At 71.2% G+C, this 18,950-nt stretch carries 16 protein-coding genes; 15 read left to right on the top strand and 1 reads right to left on the bottom strand.

Annotated features, from left to right (window positions below; translation table 11 throughout):
- Nucleotides 1-339 precede the first annotated feature (339 nt).
- The 5 genes from ACIPTO_RS19815 to ACIPTO_RS19795 all read left to right on the top strand — a co-directional run bounded on the left by ACIPTO_RS19815 (nucleotide 340) and on the right by ACIPTO_RS19795 (nucleotide 6,412).
- Nucleotides 340-1,863, top strand: coding sequence for a sugar ABC transporter ATP-binding protein (locus ACIPTO_RS19815; RefSeq protein WP_401193858.1), 1,524 nt, complete (start codon nucleotides 340-342; stop codon nucleotides 1,861-1,863).
- Nucleotides 1,860-2,897, top strand: a complete 1,038-nt coding sequence (locus ACIPTO_RS19810) for an ABC transporter permease (RefSeq protein ID WP_401193855.1) — start codon at nucleotides 1,860-1,862, stop codon at nucleotides 2,895-2,897. Before ACIPTO_RS19815 ends, ACIPTO_RS19810 begins: the two co-directional genes overlap by 4 nt.
- A 144-nt stretch (nucleotides 2,898-3,041) precedes the next feature.
- Nucleotides 3,042-4,088, top strand: a complete 1,047-nt coding sequence (locus tag ACIPTO_RS19805) for a substrate-binding domain-containing protein (RefSeq protein ID WP_401193853.1) — start codon at nucleotides 3,042-3,044, stop codon at nucleotides 4,086-4,088.
- Nucleotides 4,089-4,153: 65 nt separating this feature from the next.
- Complete coding sequence (locus tag ACIPTO_RS19800; RefSeq protein ID WP_401193851.1) at nucleotides 4,154-5,368, top strand: Gfo/Idh/MocA family protein; 1,215 nt, start codon at nucleotides 4,154-4,156, stop codon at nucleotides 5,366-5,368.
- 36 nt (nucleotides 5,369-5,404) lie between these two features.
- Entirely contained in the window at nucleotides 5,405-6,412 is a 1,008-nt protein-coding gene (locus ACIPTO_RS19795) for a sugar phosphate isomerase/epimerase family protein (protein WP_401193848.1), read from the top strand.
- Nucleotides 6,413-6,650: 238 nt separating this feature from the next.
- Here the strand turns inward: ACIPTO_RS19795 and ACIPTO_RS19790 are convergent, their stop codons facing one another.
- Nucleotides 6,651-6,785 carry a hypothetical protein gene (locus ACIPTO_RS19790; protein WP_401193845.1) on the bottom strand — a complete coding sequence of 45 codons (135 nt, stop codon included), beginning with the start codon at nucleotides 6,783-6,785 and terminating at the stop codon, nucleotides 6,651-6,653.
- Between the two features lie 98 nt (nucleotides 6,786-6,883).
- On the opposite strand from ACIPTO_RS19790, the gene ACIPTO_RS19785 reads away from it, so the two are divergent.
- The 10 genes from ACIPTO_RS19785 (at nucleotide 6,884) to ACIPTO_RS19740 (ending at nucleotide 18,896) form a co-directional block, all read left to right on the top strand.
- Nucleotides 6,884-8,035 carry an inositol-3-phosphate synthase gene (locus ACIPTO_RS19785; RefSeq protein WP_401193843.1) on the top strand — a complete coding sequence of 384 codons (1,152 nt, stop codon included), beginning with the start codon at nucleotides 6,884-6,886 and terminating at the stop codon, nucleotides 8,033-8,035.
- On the top strand, nucleotides 8,032-9,120 hold the full coding sequence (locus ACIPTO_RS19780) for an SCO3242 family prenyltransferase (RefSeq protein WP_401193840.1): 1,089 nt from the start codon (nucleotides 8,032-8,034) through the stop codon (nucleotides 9,118-9,120). The genes ACIPTO_RS19785 and ACIPTO_RS19780 overlap by 4 nt, the downstream gene beginning before the upstream one ends.
- A complete protein-coding gene (locus tag ACIPTO_RS19775; protein WP_401193837.1) occupies nucleotides 9,117-9,995 on the top strand; it encodes a sugar phosphate isomerase/epimerase family protein in 879 nt (292 codons plus the stop codon). The genes ACIPTO_RS19780 and ACIPTO_RS19775 overlap by 4 nt, the downstream gene beginning before the upstream one ends.
- Nucleotides 9,992-10,618 (top strand): EboA domain-containing protein, encoded by a 627-nt coding sequence (locus tag ACIPTO_RS19770; protein ID WP_401193835.1) that lies wholly within the window; start codon nucleotides 9,992-9,994, stop codon nucleotides 10,616-10,618. The genes ACIPTO_RS19775 and ACIPTO_RS19770 overlap by 4 nt, the downstream gene beginning before the upstream one ends.
- Nucleotides 10,618-11,466 carry a TatD family hydrolase gene (locus ACIPTO_RS19765; RefSeq protein ID WP_401193833.1) on the top strand — a complete coding sequence of 283 codons (849 nt, stop codon included), beginning with the start codon at nucleotides 10,618-10,620 and terminating at the stop codon, nucleotides 11,464-11,466. The genes ACIPTO_RS19770 and ACIPTO_RS19765 overlap by 1 nt, the downstream gene beginning before the upstream one ends.
- Before the next feature lie 3 nt (nucleotides 11,467-11,469).
- On the top strand, nucleotides 11,470-12,639 hold the full coding sequence (eboE, locus tag ACIPTO_RS19760; protein WP_401193831.1) for a metabolite traffic protein EboE: 1,170 nt from the start codon (nucleotides 11,470-11,472) through the stop codon (nucleotides 12,637-12,639).
- Nucleotides 12,636-14,018, top strand: a complete 1,383-nt coding sequence (locus ACIPTO_RS19755) for a nucleotide pyrophosphatase/phosphodiesterase family protein (protein WP_401193828.1) — start codon at nucleotides 12,636-12,638, stop codon at nucleotides 14,016-14,018. Before eboE ends, ACIPTO_RS19755 begins: the two co-directional genes overlap by 4 nt.
- 53 nt (nucleotides 14,019-14,071) lie before the next feature.
- Entirely contained in the window at nucleotides 14,072-15,235 is a 1,164-nt protein-coding gene (locus ACIPTO_RS19750; protein WP_401193825.1) for a sugar phosphate isomerase/epimerase family protein, read from the top strand.
- Between the two features lie 205 nt (nucleotides 15,236-15,440).
- Entirely contained in the window at nucleotides 15,441-17,561 is a 2,121-nt protein-coding gene (locus ACIPTO_RS19745; protein WP_401193822.1) for a PQQ-dependent sugar dehydrogenase, read from the top strand.
- A gap of 222 nt (nucleotides 17,562-17,783) precedes the next feature.
- A complete protein-coding gene (locus tag ACIPTO_RS19740; protein WP_401193820.1) occupies nucleotides 17,784-18,896 on the top strand; it encodes an ArsR/SmtB family transcription factor in 1,113 nt (370 codons plus the stop codon).
- The last annotated feature ends 54 nt before the right edge of the window (nucleotides 18,897-18,950 follow it).

Genomic DNA, 18,950 nt, shown 5'->3' with positions numbered 1-18,950 from the left:
TACGGACCATCCCGAATGCCTCGGCGATCCGATGGCATCGCCGAAATGCCGTGGCATCGACGCAACCCCATGGCACGGCCGCAATCCCGGGCCGCTGCCTCAACCTCCTAGCGCCCTCAACCCCCTAGTGCCCTCAACCCCTAGTGCGCTGTACCACTGACTGACGTTTCGGTGACCTGGTCCGGCCGTCGCGTTGATCGCACGGCCGTCAAGCCCTCTCCGGCACCACCCGTACGCCCCGGCACGCACGACGCCTGGGGTTCCCCGGAGCTGCCCGCACACCCGAACTCCCTGTTCAGCCTGTCCACTCACGGCCCGCATCCGCCGAGGGGATCCTTCATGGCACCACTACCGCCCCTGCTCACCATGTCCGGCATCACCAAGTCCTTTCCCGGCGTCCGCGCCCTGGACGGTGTGGACTTCGACGTCCAGGCCGGTGAAGTCCACTGCCTCCTCGGCCAGAACGGCGCGGGCAAGTCCACCTTGATCAAAGTGCTCGCCGGAGCCCACCAGCCCGACAGCGGTGAGATCACCTGGCAGGGCGAGCCCGTGAACCTGGGATCGCCGATCGCCGCCATGCGTCTCGGCATCGCCACCATCTACCAGGAACTCGACCTGATCGAGGGCCTGTCCGTCGCGGAGAACGTCTTCCTCGGACACGAACCGACCTCCGCCGGCTTCGTCGTGCGCGGCTCGGCCGCCCGCACGGCGACCGCGGAACTGCTGAAGCGGCTCGGGCACTCGGAGATCGATCCCGCACGGCTCGTCGGTGAACTGTCCGCGGCGCAGCAGCAGATCGTCTCGATGGCCCGCGCGCTCTCCCACGACGTACGGCTGATCGTGATGGACGAGCCGTCGGCGGCGCTCGACCCCGAAGAGGTGGACAACCTGTTCAGGATCGTGGGCGATCTGACGGCCGAGGGTGTCGCCGTCGTCTACATCTCTCACCGCCTGGAGGAGATCCGGCGCATCGGAGAACGGGTCACGGTGCTGAAGGAGGGCCGGTCGGTCGCCGACGGTCTGCCCGCCAAGTCCACTCCGACCCATGACGTCGTGGCCCTGATGACCGGGCGGAATGTGGAGTACGTCTTTCCCGAGCGGCCCGAGGCCGGGTTCGCCGAGAGGAGGGAACCGGTACTGAGGGTCGAAGGACTCACCCGGCGAGGGGAGTTCGCGCCCGTCGACCTGGAGCTGCGGCCCGGTGAGATCGTCGGTCTGGCCGGACTCGTCGGCTCCGGGCGCAGCGAGATCCTGGAGACGGTCTACGGGGCACGCAAGCCCGACGGCGGTCGTGTCCTCGTGGACGGCGCGCCGCTGCGTCCCGGCAGCGTCCGGGCCGCCGTGCGCGCCGGCATCGGCCTCGCGCCCGAGGAACGCAAGGCCCAGGGCCTGCTGATGCTGGAGTCGGTCAGCAGCAACGTCTCGATCTCCACCCTGTCCCGGTTCGCCCGCGCGGGCTGGCTCGACCGGCGTAGCGAGCGGACGGCGGCGCACCAGGCGGTCCGGGAGCTGTCCTTGCGGCCCGACAATCCCGATGCCGCGATCAGGACGCTGTCCGGCGGCAACCAGCAGAAGGCGGTGCTCGCACGCTGGCTGTTGCGCGGCTGCAAGGTGCTGCTGCTGGACGAGCCCACCCGGGGTGTCGACATCGGTGCCCGGGCGGAGCTCTACACGGTGATCCGCCGCCTGGCCGACGAGGGTCTGGCCGTGCTGCTCGTGTCCAGCGAGGTGCCCGAGGTCCTGGGGCTCGCCGACCGGGTGCTGGTGCTCCGTGAAGGCACCGTCGTGCACACGGCGGACGCCCGGGAGCTCGACGAGCACCGTGTACTCGATCTTGTGATGGAAGGGAGCCCAACGTCATGACGCAGCCAGCCGCTCCAGCACACAAGGACGCGCCGACGTCCACGGCCAAGGCCGCGGCGGACAAGGAGCGTTCGGGAGCACGCCGGCCACTGGGCGGGTGGGGGGACGTGCGTACCCTCTCCCTGCTCGGTGTCCTCGCCGTGCTCGTCGCGGTCGGCGGGATCACCGCACCGGACGAATTCCTTAAGACGAGCAATCTGCAACTCGTCCTCACCCAGGCGTCGGTGATCGGCGTCGTCACCGTCGGCATGACGTTCGTCATCACCAGCGGCGGTATCGACCTGTCGGTCGGCGCGATGGTGGCGCTCGCCTCGGTGTGGGCGACGACGGTGGCCACACAGGACTTCGGCTTCGCGGGCATCCTCTTCACCGCCGTGATCGTCGGCGTGGGCTGCGGTCTCGTGAACGGCCTGCTGATCGCCTACGGCAGGATGGTGCCGTTCATCGCGACGCTGGCCATGCTCGCCTCCGCCCGGGGCCTGGCGCTGCAGATCACGGGTGGCACCACCCAGATCGTGAGCGTCCAGTCCGTGCTCGATCTCGGTGCCAGGGACTCCTACATCCTCGGCGTCCCACCGCTCGTTCTGATGTTCGCCGCGGTCACCGTCATCGGCTGGCTGCTGCTCAACCGCACCACCTTCGGCCGCCGCACCGTCGCGGTCGGCGGCAACGCGGAAGCGGCGCGCCTGGCAGGCATCGACGTCCGCCGCCAGCGTCTGTATCTGTACCTGTTGTCCGGACTGTGCTGCGGGATCGCCGCGTTCATGCTGATCGTGCTCGCCGGGTCGGGCCAGAACACCAACGGCAACCTCTACGAGCTGGATGCCATCGCCGCCGCGATCATCGGCGGCACCCTGCTCAGCGGCGGCCGCGGCACCATCGTCGGCTCCGTCCTCGGGGTGCTGGTCTTCACCACCATCACCAACATCTTCGCCCTGAACAACCTTGAGACCGCTGTCCAGCAGATCGCCAAGGGCGCCATCATCGTCGCCGCCGTCCTGGTCCAGCGCCGCTCGCCGCACGGCGACGCCTGACGCCTCGGCGCCCCACCCGACGCCCTGCCTCACACCGCCCGACGGCGGCCCCTGACACCGCCGTCCGGCACCCCCGTAGCCACCATCCGGCACCCCCACAGCCTTCATCCGACACACACCGCCCAGTCGAAGGGTCGATCCGCCATGCCCAGAACCCCTGCCACCAGCCGCAGAGCGCTGCTGTTCGGTACCGCGGCCGTGTCCGCCGGTGCGCTGATGACGGCCTGCACCAGCAATGACCCCAAGAACGAGGAAGCGGCCGCGGACAACGCGCCGGTGGCGGACGACAAGCCGGGCAAGGCCGTCACCATCGGCTTCGCCGGCCCGCAGGCCGACCACGGCTGGCTGAACGCCATCAACGACAACGCCAAGTCCCGTGCCGGCAAGTACTCCGACGTCACGCTGGAGATCACCGAGGGTTCCAACGACATCGCCCAGCAGATCGGCCAGATCCAGACGCTGATCAACAAGAAGGTCGACGTCCTGGTGATCCTGCCGGCCGACGGCAAGGCACTGACCCAGGTCGGTCTCCAGGCCATGAAGGCCGGTATCCCCGTCGTCAACCTGGACCGCGTCTTCGCCTCCCCGCAGGCGTACCGCTGCTGGATCGGCGGCGACAACTACGGCATGGGGCTCAACGCCGGCCACTACATCGGCGAACAGCTCAAGGGCAGGAAGAACGCCAAGGTCGTCGAACTCGCCGGCCTCGACAACCTCGAACTCACCCAGCGGCGCACCAAGGGCTTCGACGACGCGCTGAAGAACTACCCCAACATCCGCAAGGTGGCCCGCCAGGCGGCCGACTTCACGGTCGAGTCCGGCCAGGCCAAGATGGCGCAACTGCTGCAGGCCCAGCCGCAGTTCGACGCGCTGTGGAACCACGACGACGACCAGGGCGTGGGTGCGCTGCGGGCCATCGACCAGGCAGGCCGCGACGACTTCCTGATGGTCGGCGGCGCGGGGGCCAAGTCCGCGATGGACGCCATCAAGGCCGGAAAGGGGGTGCTCAAGGCGACCGTCCTGTACCCGCCGACGATGGCCGCGTCCGCCATCGACCTGGCGCGGGCGCTCGCCCAGGGCAAGGGTGTCGGCGGTCTCGCCGAGTTCGAGATCCCGTCCTCGGTGACGCTCTACTCGGCCGTGGTCACCAAGGACAACGTCGACCAGTACCTGCCGACCGGTTTCATCTGACCGGTCCGGGCCTCGGCCCCGCGAACACAGCGACGAGTCACTGACACTCCGACGAGGAGATCCGTATGGAACAGAGGGACAGTCGGACCGCTCCGCCGGCAATCGGCGTGGGCATGGTCGGCTACGCGTTCATGGGCGCCGCGCACTCACAGGGGTGGCGCACCGTGGGGCACGTGTTCGACCTGCCGCTGCGGCCGGTGCTGGCCGCGATCGCCGGCCGCGACGCGCACGCCGTGCGGGCGGCCGCGGACAAACACGGCTGGGCCGCGGCGGAGACCGACTGGCGCGCCCTCGTGGCCCGCGACGACGTGCAGCTCGTCGACATCTGCACACCGGGCGACAGCCATGCGGAGATCGCGATCGCCGCGCTGGAGGCGGGCAAGCACGTGCTGTGCGAGAAGCCGCTGGCCAACTCGGTCGCCGAGGCCGAGGCCATGGCGACGGCCGCCGAAGCGGCCCGCTCGCGCGGCCAGTTGGCGATGGTGGGCTTCAACTACCGGCGCGTGCCCGCCCTCGCCTACGCCCGCCGGCTCATCGCGGACGGCAGGCTGGGCACACTGCGCCATGTGCGGGTCCGCTACCTCCAGGACTGGCTCGTCGACCCCGACTTCCCGCTGACGTGGCGGCTGCAGCGGGACCACGCGGGGTCGGGGGCGCTGGGCGACCTCGGCGCGCACATCGTCGACCTCGCCCAGTACCTGGCGGGTGAGCCGCTGGTCGGGGTCTCCGCCCAGATGGAGACCTTCGTCAAGGAACGCCCCCACCTCGACGGTGTCTCCTCCGGCCTCACCGCTTCCGGTGGCACCCGGCGCGGGCCGGTCACGGTCGACGACGCGGTCGTGTTCACCGGCCGGCTCGCCTCGGGGGCGCTCGCCTCGTTCGAGGCGACCCGGATGGCATCGGGGCGCAAGAACGCCCTGAGCCTGGAGGTGAACGGCGAGTTCGGTTCGCTCGCCTTCGACCTCGAACGCCTCAACGAGCTGTCCTTCCACGACCACCGGGAGCCCGCCGCCACCGCGGGGTTCCGCAGGATCGTCGTCACCGAGCCCGAGCACCCGTACCTGGAGGGCTGGTGGCCGCCCGGCCACGTGCTCGGCTACGAGCACACCTTCGTCCACCAGGCCCGCGATCTGGTCGGGGCCATCGCCTCCGGCACCGATCCGATCCCGTCGTTCGCCGACGGTCTCCAGGTGCAGCGGGTACTCGCCGCGGTGGAGGAGAGCGCGCAGAAGAACGCCGTGTACACCCCTGTCCAGGCCGTCGTGGCCGAAGTCCGGTAGCGATCCGGCACGAACCCCGTCTCTCTTGGAGCCGCCATGCCCCGCCCGTTCACCCTGTTCACCGGTCAGTGGGCCGACCTGGCCTTGGAGGAGGTCTGCCGGCTGGCCCGCGACTTCGGCTACGACGGCCTCGAACTCGCCTGCTGGGGAGACCATTTCGAGGTCGACAAGGCGCTGACCGATCCGTCCTACCTCGCCGAACGGCACGCCCTGCTCGACAAGTACGGCCTGACATGCTGGGCGATCTCCAACCATCTCGTCGGCCAGGCCGTCTGCGACAACCCCATCGACGAACGGCACCAGGGCATCCTGCCCGCCCGCATCTGGGGCGACGGGGAGCCCGAGGGCGTACGGCAGCGGGCCGCGGCCGAGATCAAGGACACGGCTCGTGCCGCGGCGGCCTTCGGCGTCGACACGGTCGTCGGATTCACCGGGTCGTCGATCTGGCACCTGGTGGCGATGTTCCCGCCGGTGCCGGAGCGGATGATCGAACGCGGCTACGAGGACTTCGCGGAGCGCTGGAACCCGGTCCTGGACGTGTTCGACACCGAGGGCGTCCGCTTCGCCCACGAGGTCCACCCGAGCGAGATCGCCTACGACTACTGGACCACCCGACGCGCCCTGGATGCCGTGGACAACCGGCCCGCCTTCGGGCTCAACTTCGACCCCAGCCACTTCGTCTGGCAGGACCTGGACCCGGTCGGCTTCCTCTACGACTTCCGGGACCGCATCTACCACGTCGACTGCAAGGAGGCCCGCAAGCGCCTGGACGGGCGCAACGGGCGGCTCGGTTCCCACCTGCCATGGGGCGATCCGCGGCGCGGCTGGGACTTCGTCTCCGCCGGGCACGGGGACGTCCCCTGGGAGGACGTCTTCCGGATGCTGCGTTCGATCGGTTACGACGGTCCGGTCTCCGTGGAGTGGGAGGACGCCGGCATGGACCGCCTCACCGGCGCGCCGGAAGCGCTCGCCCATCTGAAGCGGTTCGACTTCGACCCGCCCTCCGCTTCCTTCGACGCCGCGTTCGGAGGAAGCGACAACTAGGGACCTCTGCTCAGGACGATCGCCCGCCGGATCCAGGCGGGCGAGGGCCCGGCGCCGGACGGCCGCCGGGCGGGTCCGGGCTGCCCGCACCCCTCTTTGTCCTGCCTCTGGAGAAAGTTCGACTTCTTTCTGCGCAAGGCCTTTCTGCGGAGGACGAACCGGGTTACGGTCCCGTCTCAGACACAGGCGCCACACAGTGGTCCGACAGCGACGGCGCACACCCCGCCGGCAGCACTGCTCACCGCTCCGTCCGCCGGACGACATCCGTGCACAGCACACGGCCGGCCGCCGCCCCGCATCCCGCACGACTCACCGCCGACTCGTTCGCCGTCACCGCGTCCGCCAGGGAGCCGCTCTCCCAGGCCGCGGCCAAGGCCCGCTCCTGTGCCGGCGGTGGGCGGGGAAACCGGCCCCGCACCCGCCCACCGTCCTCCAACCGCAACGGAACAACGACATGGCAGGGAGGCACCCGTGAACAACGACGGGAACGCATCGAAGCCCCGGACCGGCGGACAGACCGCACGCACCGGTGTCTGGTTCGTCGGCGCCCGCGGATCGGTGGCCACCACCGCCGTCGCCGGATGCGCGGCGGTCACCGCCGGACTGCACCGACCGACCGGCATGGTCACCGAGACACCACCGTTCGACGGCACCGGCCTGCCGTCCCTGTCCTCGCTCGTCTTCGGCGGCCACGACACCGCCCACAGCCCGCTGCCCAAACGGGCCGACCAGCTCACCGACGCAGGCGTCCTGCCGCACGGACTCGCCGCGGCCATGCACGCCGAACTCCGGTCCGCGGACGAGGAGATACGACCCGGTGGCCCGCTCCCCGGCGACACGCGCGACGACGAGGAACTCATCGCTGACTTCGCCGCCGACCTCACCTCGTTCCGTGCGCGCAACGCACTGGCACGGGTGGTCGTCGTCAACGTCTCCTCCACGGAACGGCCGCCCGCACCCGAAGACCCGCGGCTACGGCCCAGTTCCCTCTACGCGGCCGCCGCCCTGCGAGCCGGCTGCCCCTACGTCAACTTCACGCCGTCCACCGGGCTGCACACCCCGGCGCTCACAACAGCCGCCGAGGCCGCCGGACTTCCGCACGCGGGCCGTGACGGCAAGACCGGCCAGACACTGCTGCGGGCCGTGCTCGCCCCGATGTTCGTCCAGCGCGTCCTGACGGTACGGGCCTGGTCCGGCACCAACCTGCTGGGCGGCGGCGACGGGGCGGCGCTGGCCGACCCCGGCGCGGCCTCTGCGAAGAACGCCGGCAAGGAACGCGTCCTGACCGACATCCTCGGGCACCCCCCGCAGGGCGAGGTGCACATCGACGACGTACCGGTGCTCGGCGACTGGAAGACCGCCTGGGACCACATCGCCTTCGAAGGCTTCCTCGGCTCGCGCATGATCCTCCAGACCATCTGGCAGGGCTGCGACTCGGCCCTGGCGGCACCGCTCGTCCTGGACCTCGCGCGCCTGGTCGCCCGCTCCCACGAGGTGGGCCTGTCCGGCCCGCTCCCGGAACTCGGCTTCTACTTCAAGGACCCCGACGGGGGCCCGTCGGGACTCTCGGAGCAGTTCACCGCCCTGCTGTCGTTCGCCGACCGCCTGCGGGGGACGACGTGATCCGAACCGCTCCGCCCGCCCCGACCCCGCTCGCGCCCGCCGACCCACCGGAGTCCACCGCGGCCGGAGACGGCCAGGGACCCGTGGGCACCGCACCGCGGCGCGGCCCCCGGGCGCGGCTGCGGGACTGGGCCGAACTGCTCCGCGTCTCCGCGCTGTTCACCGTGCCGGGCGACGCCCTCGCCGGCGCCGCGGCCACCGGACGGCGGCCCAACCGGGGCACGGCGTACGCCGCGTGCGCCTCGCTCCTCCTCTACGAGGCGGGCATGGCACTCAACGACTGGGCCGACCGCGACGAGGACGCCCTCGACCGCCCCCACCGACCCGTTCCCTCCGGCCGTGTCTCCCCGACAGCGGCGCTGACAGCCGCCGGACTCCTGACCGCGGCGGGCCTGACCTCCGCCGCCCGCGCCGGCCGGCCCGCACTCGCGGTGGCGACCACCCTGACCGCCACGGTCTGGGCCTACGATCTCCGGTTGAAGCACACCCCCGCCGCCCCGGCGGCGATGGCCGCGGCCCGCGCCCTGGACCTCCTGCTCGGCGCTACGGCAACCCTCTCCGCGCCCACCACGACGCCGACCGCCCGCAGAGCCGCCGACCCACCACCGTCCGCGAGGCCCGGCCGGGGGAGAGGGCACAGGACAGAGCGGAGCGGGGGAGTACCTGCCACGCCCGGCACCGCCTTCCGTGCCGCGGCTCCGGCCGCCGCGCTGGCCGTCCACACCTACGCCGTCACCGCTGTATCACGGCACGAAGCACACGGCGGTTCGACGCGCACCCCCCTCGCCGCGCTCGGCCTGACCACCACGCTCGGTCTGCTGCTGTCCCGGACCGGCGCGACGGCGGGACCCGTCCCGGCGCTGTCGGCCGCCGCGTACGTCCGCACCGCCGCCGGTCCTTTCCTGCACGCCGTCCTCAACCCGTCCCCACCTCTCACGCAGCGCGCCGTCGGCGGCGGCATCCGCGCCATGATCCCGCTCCAGGCCGCGCTCGCCGCCCGGTCCGGAGCGAACGGCACCGCACTCGCCGTGCTCGGGCTCGCACCCGCGGCCCGTGCCCTCGCCCGGAAGGTGAGCCCCACATGAGCGGCCGGCAGCGACTGCGCCTCGGCTACGGCACCAACGGCCTCACCGACCTCCGTCTCGACGACGCCCTCGGCCTGCTCGCGGACCTGGGCTACGACGGCGTCGGACTCACGCTCGACCACATGCATCTCGACCCGCTGGCGGACGATCTCGCCGCCCGCACCTCCCGGGTCGGCCGCCGGCTCGGCGAACTCGGCCTCACCGCCACCGTCGAGACCGGCGCGCGTTACGTGCTCGACCCGCGCCGCAAGCACGGTCCGTCACTGCTCGACGCGGACACCGAGGGCCGTGCCGCCCGCACCCGGCTGCTGCTCACGGCGGTCCGGGTCGCGGCGGACCTCGGGGCCCACGCCGTGCACTGCTTCAGCGGCATCACCCCGCCCGGCACCGACGACGACACCGCGTGGCGCCGCCTCCGGGAGGCGCTGCTTCCCGTCCTCGACGCGGCGGCCGCCAGCGGCGTGCCGATCGCGATCGAACCCGAACCCGGACACCTCCTCGCCACCCTCGCCGACTTCCATCACCTGCGCACCGTCCTCGGCGACCCCGCTCCGCTCGGCCTGACCCTCGACATCGGCCACTGCCAGTGCCTGGAGCCGGCCCCGCCCGCCGAGTGCGTCCGGGAGGCGGCGCCCTGGCTGCGGCACGTGCAGATCGAGGACATGCGCCGCAGGGTGCACGAGCATCTGCCGCTGGGCGACGGCGAGATCGACTTTCCGCCCGTGCTGGACGCACTCGCCGACATCGGCTACCGGGGCCTGACCGTCGTCGAGTTGCCCCGGCACTCCCACGCGGGGCCGGAGCTGGCCCGGTCCTCCGCCGCGTTCCTGCGGACCATCGAGGCCACGACCGCGAAGGGAGTGCCCGTCACATGACGCACCCGCTTCCCCGGACCCGCGCCGATGTCGAGGACCTGCTGCCCGACGACGGAGCGCGCGCCTGGCTGACCGAGGCCCTGGCCGACGCCGCGTGTGCACAGACGGCGCCCGCCGTGTCCGCGCCCGCCACCTGGGAGCTGCGGTTCGCCGCCGCGGGACGGCACTGCGGCCATGACAACGCGGACGCCGTCCGCACGCTGCTGCTGACCGAGGCCCGGGCGGGACAGGAGACCCTGACCCGGCTCTACCGGCACGGCAGCGCCGCCGAACGCCGCGCCGTACTCCGGGCCCTTCCGGCGCTGGTCGACGGTCCGCACGCCGTGCACCTCGTCGAGGACGCCCTGCGCAGCAACGACACCCGGCTCGTCGCCGCGGCCGTCGGACCTTACACCGCCGCGCACCTCGCCCCGCACGCCTGGCGCCACGCCGTCCTGAAGTGCCTGTTCACCGGCGTCCCCCTCGACGCGGTCGCGAGCCTGGCGCACCGCGCGGCCGGCGACCGCGAACTGGCCCGCATGCTCACCGACTACGCCGCCGAGCGGACGGCCGCCGGCCGCGCCGTCCCCGGCGACCTCGGCCGCGTGCTGACCCTGACGGGCAAGGACCCCAAGGAGCTTTGATGCGCATCTTCGACCCGCACATCCACATGACGTCCCGTACCACCGACGACTACGAGGCGATGTACGCCGCCGGTGTACGCGCGGTCGTCGAACCGTCCTTCTGGCTCGGGCAGCCCCGCACCGCTCCGGCCAGCTTCTACGACTACTTCGACGCCCTCCTCGGCTGGGAACCCTTCCGCGCGGCCCAGTACGGCATAGCCCACCACTGCACCCTCGCGCTCAACCCCAAGGAGGCCAACGACCCGCGCTGCACGCCGGTCCTGGGCGCCCTGGCCCGCTACCTGGCCAAGGACGGCGTCGTCGCCGTCGGCGAGATCGGCTACGACTCCATGACACCGGCGGAGGACACCGCGCTGGCCGCCCAGCTTCAGCTCGCCGCCGACCACGGCCTGCCCGCCCTGGTCCACACGCCCCACCGGGACAAGCTCGCCGGACTGCACCGCACCGTCGACGTCGTGCGCGAGTCGAGTCTGCCGGTGGAGCGGGTGCTGCTGGACCACCTCAACGAGACGACGGTCGAGCACGCGAGGGACAGCGGCTGCTGGCTCGGCTTCTCCGTCTACCCGGACACCAAGATGGACGAGGACCGCATGGTCACGATCCTGAAGACGTACGGGACGGAGAAGGTCCTCGTCAACTCGGCCGCCGACTGGGGAAAGAGCGACCCGCTGAAGACCCGCAAGGTCGCCGACGCCATGCTTGCGGCCGGCTTCGGCGAGGACGACGTCGACCAGGTGCTGTGGCGCAACCCGGCGGCCTTCTACGGGCTCAGCGGCCGTCTCCGGCTGGACGTCCCGAAGCCGGAGGGCCTGCACGAGGGCAACTCCGTCCTGCGCGGCGGGGAGTGAGCCATGCGTTTCCGCCATGCCGACGGCTCGACGGTGCACCTCGCCTACTGCACCAACGTCCACCCCGCCGAGACCCTCGACGGTGTCCTCGCCCAGCTCCGCGACCACTGCGAGCCCGTCCGCAGAGCCCTAGGACGCGACCGCCTCGGCATCGGCCTGTGGCTCGCCGGCGACGCCGCACGCGCGCTGATCGCCGACCCGGCGGCGCTGCGGCGACTCCGGGCCGAGCTGAACCGGCGCGGCCTCGAAGTCGTCACCCTCAACGGATTCCCCTACGCGGGATTCGGCGCGGACGAGGTCAAGTACCGCGTCTACAAGCCCGACTGGGCCGACACCGAACGCCTCGCCTACACCACCGGCCTGGCCCGGCTCCTGACGGAGCTGCTGCCGGACGACGTCAGCGAGGGCACCATCTCCACCCTGCCGCTCGCCTGGCGGACCGACTACGACGAGCACGCCGCCGCCACCGCCGGTGCCGCGCTGACCACGTTGGCGGAGCGGCTCGACGCGCTGGAGCAACTGACCGGCAAATCGATCCGTATCGCCCTCGAACCGGAGCCCGGCTGCACGGTGGAGACGACCGCGGACGCGATCGGACCGCTCACCGCCCTGCCCGGCGACCGTATCGGCGTGTGCGTCGACACCTGCCATCTCGCCACCTCCTTCGAGGACCCGGCCACCGCACTGGCCGCGCTCGACGCAGCGGGCATCGGCGTTCCCAAGGCGCAGCTGTCGGCCGCCCTGCACGCCGAGGACCCCCGTCTGCCGGAGGTCCGCGACGCCCTCGCGGCCTTCGCCGAACCGCGCTTCCTGCACCAGACCCGCGCCCTCACACCGGCCGGCCTGCACGGCACCGACGACCTCGGCGAGGCACTGACGGGCGATGCCCTGCCCGACGACACCCCCTGGCGCGCCCACTTCCACGTCCCCCTGCACGCCCCGCCCGCCGCACCGCTCACCTCCACCCTGCACGTGCTCCAGGACGCCCTGGCCCTGCTGGTGGGCGGCACGGAGCCCCGCACCCGCCACCTCGAAGTCGAGACCTACACCTGGCAGGCCCTCCCGCCGAAGCTGCGCCCCCGCACCAGAACCCAGCTCGTGGAGGGCATCGCGGCCGAACTGGCCCTCGCCCGCGACCTGCTCACCGGCCTCGGCCTGAAGGAGCTGCCATGAGCAGCCACCCGACTCCGCTCCTGGTCCTCGACGTGGTCGGCCTCACCCCGCGGCTCCTCGACCACATGCCCCGCCTCAAGGCACTGGCCGCCTCCGGCTCGCGGGCGAACCTGTCCACCGTGCTCCCGGCCGTCACCTGCACCGCACAGTCCACCTTCCTCACCGGCGAACTTCCCGCCGAGCACGGCATCGTCGGCAACGGCTGGTACTTCCGCGAGCTCGGTGACGTACTGCTGTGGCGCCAGCACAACGGACTGGTCGCCGGCGACAAACTCTGGGACGCGGCGCGCCGCGCCCACCCCGGCTACACGGTCGCCAACATCTGCTGGTGGTACGCCATGGGCGCCGACACCGACATCACCGTCACCCCTCGTCCCGTCTACTACTCCGACGGACGCAAGGAACCCGACTGCTACACCCGCCCGGCAGCCCTGCACGACGAACTCACCGCGCAGTTCGGCACCTTCCCGCTCTTCCACTTCTGGGGACCGGGCGCGGACATCGTCTCCAGCCGGTGGATCGCAGACGCGACCCGCCACGTCATGCGCACCCGGCGGCCCGACCTGACCCTGTGCTATCTGCCCCATCTCGACTACGACCTCCAGCGATTCGGCCCCGACGATCCCCGCTCCCACCGCGCCGCCGCCGAACTCGACGCCGTCATCGGCCCCTTGCTCGACGACGCCCGTGCCGATGGCCGCACGGTCGTGGCCCTGTCCGAGTACGGCATCACGCCGGTCAGCCGCCCCGTCGACATCAACCGCGCCCTGCGGCGCGCCGGGCTGCTGGAGGTCCACACCCAGCACGGCATGGAGTACCTCGACCCGATGGCCTCCCGTGCCTTCGCCGTCGCCGACCACCAGCTGGCGCACGTCTACGTCCGCCGGCCCGAGGACCTGGCAGCCACCCGTGATGCGCTCCAGGGCCTCCCCGGCATCGAGGAGATCCTCGACGACGACGGCAAGAAGTCGAACGGACTCGACCACCCGCGCTCCGGCGAACTGGTGGCGGTCGCCGCCCCGGACGCCTGGTTCACCTACTACTACTGGCTCGACGACGCCCGCGCCCCCGACTTCGCCCAGCTCGTCGAGATCCACCGCAAACCCGGCTACGACCCCGTCGAGCTGTTCATGGACCCCGGTGACCCCTACGTGCGGCTCAAAGCCGCCAAGGCGGTGGCCCGCAAGAAGCTCGGCATGCGGTACCGGCTCGCCGTCGTACCCCTCGACCCCTCACCCATCCGCGGCAGCCACGGCCGCCGCCCCGCGAGCGACGAAGAAGGTCCGCTCGTCCTGGTCTCCACCCCCCGCGCAGTATCCGGCCGCGTTGCGGCCACCGATGTGAAGTCCCTTCTCCTGGGGCTCGCCGGCCTCTCCTGAGGCGGCGGCCGTCAGACACCCGCAGCACCGCGACGACGAAAGAGAGAACCACTGTGACCGCGTTCAACGACGAAGCCGTCACCGGCGACGCCCTGCGCCGAAGCCTCGGCGTCAGCCGCCGCCGTTTCCTCAGCACCTGCACGGTCGCCACCGCCGGGGCCATCGCCGCCCCCGTCTTCGGCGCCGCCCCTGCCCTGGCGCAGGGCAGATCCGAAGCCGCCGGCCACGACCGGGGCCGCGGCACCCTGGTTCCGCCGGACAAGCGCGGCATCATCCTCTACACCGTCCGCGACGCCACCGCTCGCGACCCGCTCGCCTCCGACCTGCCCTCCGGTTTCCGCGAGGTCTTCCGTCAGCTGTCGCGCTTCGGCTACCGCCAGGTGGAGTTCGCCGGCTACGGCCAGCACGCCAACGCGCCCGGCGGCGCCGACCTGGGCACCGTCCGGGGCGCGAGGCTGCTGCGCTCCTGGCTCGACGAGTACGGGCTGAGGGCGCAGGGCAGCCACGGCTTCATCCCGCCGTCCTGGCCGCTGACGCCGGCCGACGTGGAGGCCTTCAAGCGCTGGCTGGAGATCGCGAACATCCTCGGCATGGAGCACATGGGCACCGGCGCCGACCCCACCAGCACCCCCTACCGGGCCGACTGGGACGCCGCCGCGCAGAAGTGGAACACCCTGGGCGCCATCGCCCGCAGAGAGGGCATCAAGCTCTACACCCACAACCACGACAGCGCCTACGACTTCCTGCTCGACGGCGGTCCGCTCGACGCCCAGGGCCGTCCGACCCGCAGCTCCGGCACACGGAAGCTGGAGTACTTCCTGAAGACGACCGACCGCAAGAACGTCTACCTGGAACTGGACGTCTTCTGGGCACACGTCGCCCGGTACAAGTTCCACACGTACACCGCCCACGACGGCTCGCAGCGGAAGAACGTCTTCGACCCGGCGGCACTCGTGGTCCGCAACACCCAACGCTTCCCGCTCTTCCACGCCAAGGACGGCGTCGTGAACACCCAGAGCGGCCAGGGCTACGACATGGTGCCGTTCGGCACGGGCGACATCGACTACCGCAGGTTCTTCACCCGGGTGGGCGCGAAGAACTACCACAACCCGATGGTCGAGCAAGACAACGCCCCGAGCACGAGCGACCCCGGCCAGTCCCTGGCGTTCGCCCGGACCGGCTACGACAACCTCGCGGCCCTGCGCGCGTGTAACTGAGGGAGAACCACCCAGGAGTCCCGCCCGGTGCACCGACACCGGGCGGGTCCCAGGCATGCCGGAAATCATCCGTTATAGCTCTACAAACTTTCCTCAAAAAAGTTAAAACTTTGTCCTTGACGAGGCGAAAGTGGGCCCCCTAGCGTCCAACTCAGCTACTCTCCGCGGTTTTTGATCAGCCATCACCAGACCGAAGGAGTTCTGAGTGCGCAACAGACGGATCGTCACCCTCATAGGGGCGGCTGCGTTGGCCGGAGCCGTCGGGCTCCTGCCGCTCTCCCCGGCCCAGGCCTCCGGACCAGACCCCGCACCGCCGGCCTCGTCGGACTTCCAGAAGGTCACCCTCAACGACCGCCCGGGTGAGCCCATGGCCCTGGCCGTCCTGCCCGACCGGCGGGTCCTGCACACGGCGCGCACGGGAGAGGTCCGCATCCACGACCCCCGAAGCGGCGTGAACTTCCTGGCCGCAGACATGAAGAAGAGCCCCGCCGGGCTCTACCAGCACGACGAGGAAGGCGTACAGGGCATCGCCGTCGACCCCGGCTTCGCCAAGAACCACTGGGTCTACGTCTACTACTCGCCGCGCCTCGACACCCCCATGGACGACCCGGCCACCCCGGGTGTCAACGAAGGGGACGCACCGCAGTTCGGGACGGCCGCGGACTTCGCCCGGTACAAGGGGGTCACACGGCTGTCGCGGTTCAAACTGGCGGGCAACAAGCTGGACTTCGCCACCGAACAGAAGGTCATCGACGTCCCCGCCGACCGCGGCATCTGCTGTCACGTCGGCGGCAAGATCGACTTCGACCACAAGGGCAACCTGTTCCTGTCGACAGGCGACGACTCCAATCCGTTCTCCTCCGACGGCTACGCCCCCCTCGACGACCGCCCCGACCGCAACCCGGCCTACGACGCGCGGCGCACCGCGGCCAATACGAACGACCTGCGCGGCAAGGTCCTGCGCATCAAGCCCAAGAGCCACGGCGGTTACGCCGTCCCGAAGGGCAACCTATTCGCGCCGGGCACCCCGAAGACCCGTCCCGAGGTCTACGCCATGGGCCTGCGCAACCCGTTCCGCTTCGCCGTGGACGAGCGCTCCGGCAAGCTCTACGTCGGCGACTACTCACCCGACGCCAACAAGGCCGACCCCGGCCGCGGCCCCGCCGGCCAGGGACGCTGGATGGTCATCGACCGCCCCGCCAACTACGGATGGCCGATGTGCGTCACCCGGGACCAGCCCTACCAGGACTACGACTTCGCGACCCAGACCTCGGGCGGCGCGTTCGACTGCGCCAAGCCGGTCAACGACTCGCGCCACAACACCGGCCGCAGCCAGCTGCCACCGGTCACGGACGCGGAGATCGTCTACGGCTACGGAGCCTCCGACACGTTCCCCGAACTCGGCACGGGCGGCATCGGCCCCATGGGCGGACCGGTGTACCGGTACGACAAGCGGAACACGGCCCAGAACCGCTGGCCCCAGTACTTCGACGGCAAGCCGCTCTTCTACGAGTGGACCCGCGACCAGATGAAAGCCATCACCCTCGGCAAGAAGAACGAGGTCCGGAAGATCGAGGACGCCATCCCCACGATCACGACGGACGGCCCGATCGACGCCGAGTTCGGCCCGGACGGCGCGCTGTACGTCCTGGAGTACGGCACCGGGTACTTCGCGGAACTTCCCGAGGCCCAGCTCTCCCGCATCGACTTCACCCGCGGGAACCGCACCCCGGAGCCCAAGGTCGCCGCGGACGTGGTCAACGGCACCAGCCCGCTGACGGTCCAGTTCTCCAGCGCCGGCACGAAGGACGCCGACGGTGACGCCCTGCGCTACGCGTGGGACTTCGACGCCGACGGCACCGTGGACTCCAGGGAAGCCAACCCGAAGCATACGTTCGACGAGAACGGCGTCTACGACGCCACGCTGAAGGTCACCGACAGCACCGGACGTTCGGCCTCCGCGTCCGTTCCCGTCGTGGTCGGGAACAAGGCACCGGTGGTCTCGCTCACCACCGATCCGGCTCCGCACGGCGGTACGGCGTTCCACTGGGGTGACACGGTCACCTGGCAGGTCACCATCACCGACGACCAGCCCGTGGACTGCTCGAAGGTCACCGTCTCGTTCATCCTCGGCCATGACTCGCACGGCCACCCGTTGTCCTCGAGCAGCGGTTGCTCCGGATCGTTCGAAACCTTCGTGGACGGCGGACATGCCGGCGCGGACAACCTGAAGGCGGTGTTCAACGCCACCTACACGGACACCCCGCCGGCCGGCCTGCCGGCCCTCTCGGGCAGCGCCGAGGTCGCACTGACTCCAGCCGACTGACCTGACCGGGACACAGATGCGGGGCGTCACCCGAAGAGGGTGGCGCCCCGCCGCGCGACCGGGGCGCCGTTCATCCAGGTGTGCCGATGCCCGGCGGGCCCAAGCCAACTGAAAACACCCTTGTCCGTAGCCCATGGGACGGGTGACGCTCATGGAGCAATCCGATAGTCACGGCCATGACCACCACCCCCGATGACCGACCACCATCGGAGTGAACTCCCCATGTTGCGCGTGTACTTCACGCCTGACGACATCGCGCGGGTGCGTGTTGCCGCCGGGCCGGACCACCTATGGGAGATCGTCAACAGCTTCCAGGGCCTGTTCGAGGGCGGCGACACCGTGTCGTTCGGGCTGTGGCGGCAGCTGGTGCGGCCCCGCCTCGGCGGCCCGGCGGACCTGCTGCTGGCCGGACTGCTCCCCGGGCGCGGCTACTTCCCGGACTTCCTCACACCCACCCCGTGCAATGGCCGCGAACTGGCCGCCGCCCTCGACACCGTGCTCGGCACGTCCCACACTGCCCTGCACCGCGACCTCGCACTGCTCGCCGCCTCTCCGCACCGGCGCAGGCCGTTACCGGACCTGGCCCGGTCGCTCGCCGACGGCGAACCCGAGGCCATGTGCCGGCTGGGCACCGCCCTGCACGGCCACCACCGGCGGGCCATCGCCCCGTTCTGGCCACAGATCCGTGCCCAGGTCGACGCCGACCGGGCCGCCCGCGCCCGTGCCGTCCTGGCGGGCGGCACCGACGGGCTGCTGGCGAGCTTCCGTCCCGTGCTGCGCTGGCGTCCGCCGGTGCTGGAGGCCGACTACCCCGTCGACCGCGAAGTCCGCCTGGCGGGGCGTGGAGTGGTGCTGCAACCCTCCTTCTTCTGCACTCGCAGACCCATCACCCTGGCCTGTCCTGCGGCCGACTGGACGCCGGTGCTGGTCTACCCGATCGAGCACACCCCGGACTGGATGAGCAGCGGCAGCCGGCACGGTACGGAGCTGGGCGCGCTGCTCGGCCGGACCCGGGCCGCGATCCTGGAGGACGTCATCACCGGCCGGACCACCGGCGAGCTCGCCGCACGGTTCGGCATCTCCGGCGCCGCCGCCAGCCAGCACACCGCCGTGCTGCGCCGGGCCGGCCTGCTGCTCAGCGTCCGGCGCAGCAAGTACGTCCTCCACACCATCACCCAGGTCGGCATCGCCCTGCTCGAAGCCCGGCTCGGGCCGTCCGTCCAACGGGGCCCGCCGGAAGCAGGAAACGTCGCCTCCAGCGGGCAGGGCAGGTGTCCTTCACGTGCCGGACCACCGGCACGAAGAGCAACAGCCGACCCTGAAGCCACGGCTTAAACGTGTGGAGGGGCAACAGCGGACCCGGACAGTCTGATGGCGTCCAAGTCGCCG

The organism is Streptomyces sp. NPDC090083 (genome assembly GCF_044747445.1).
Taxonomy (GTDB): domain Bacteria; phylum Actinomycetota; class Actinomycetes; order Streptomycetales; family Streptomycetaceae; genus Streptomyces.
This window is presented reverse-complemented; position numbering and strand designations above follow the sequence as displayed.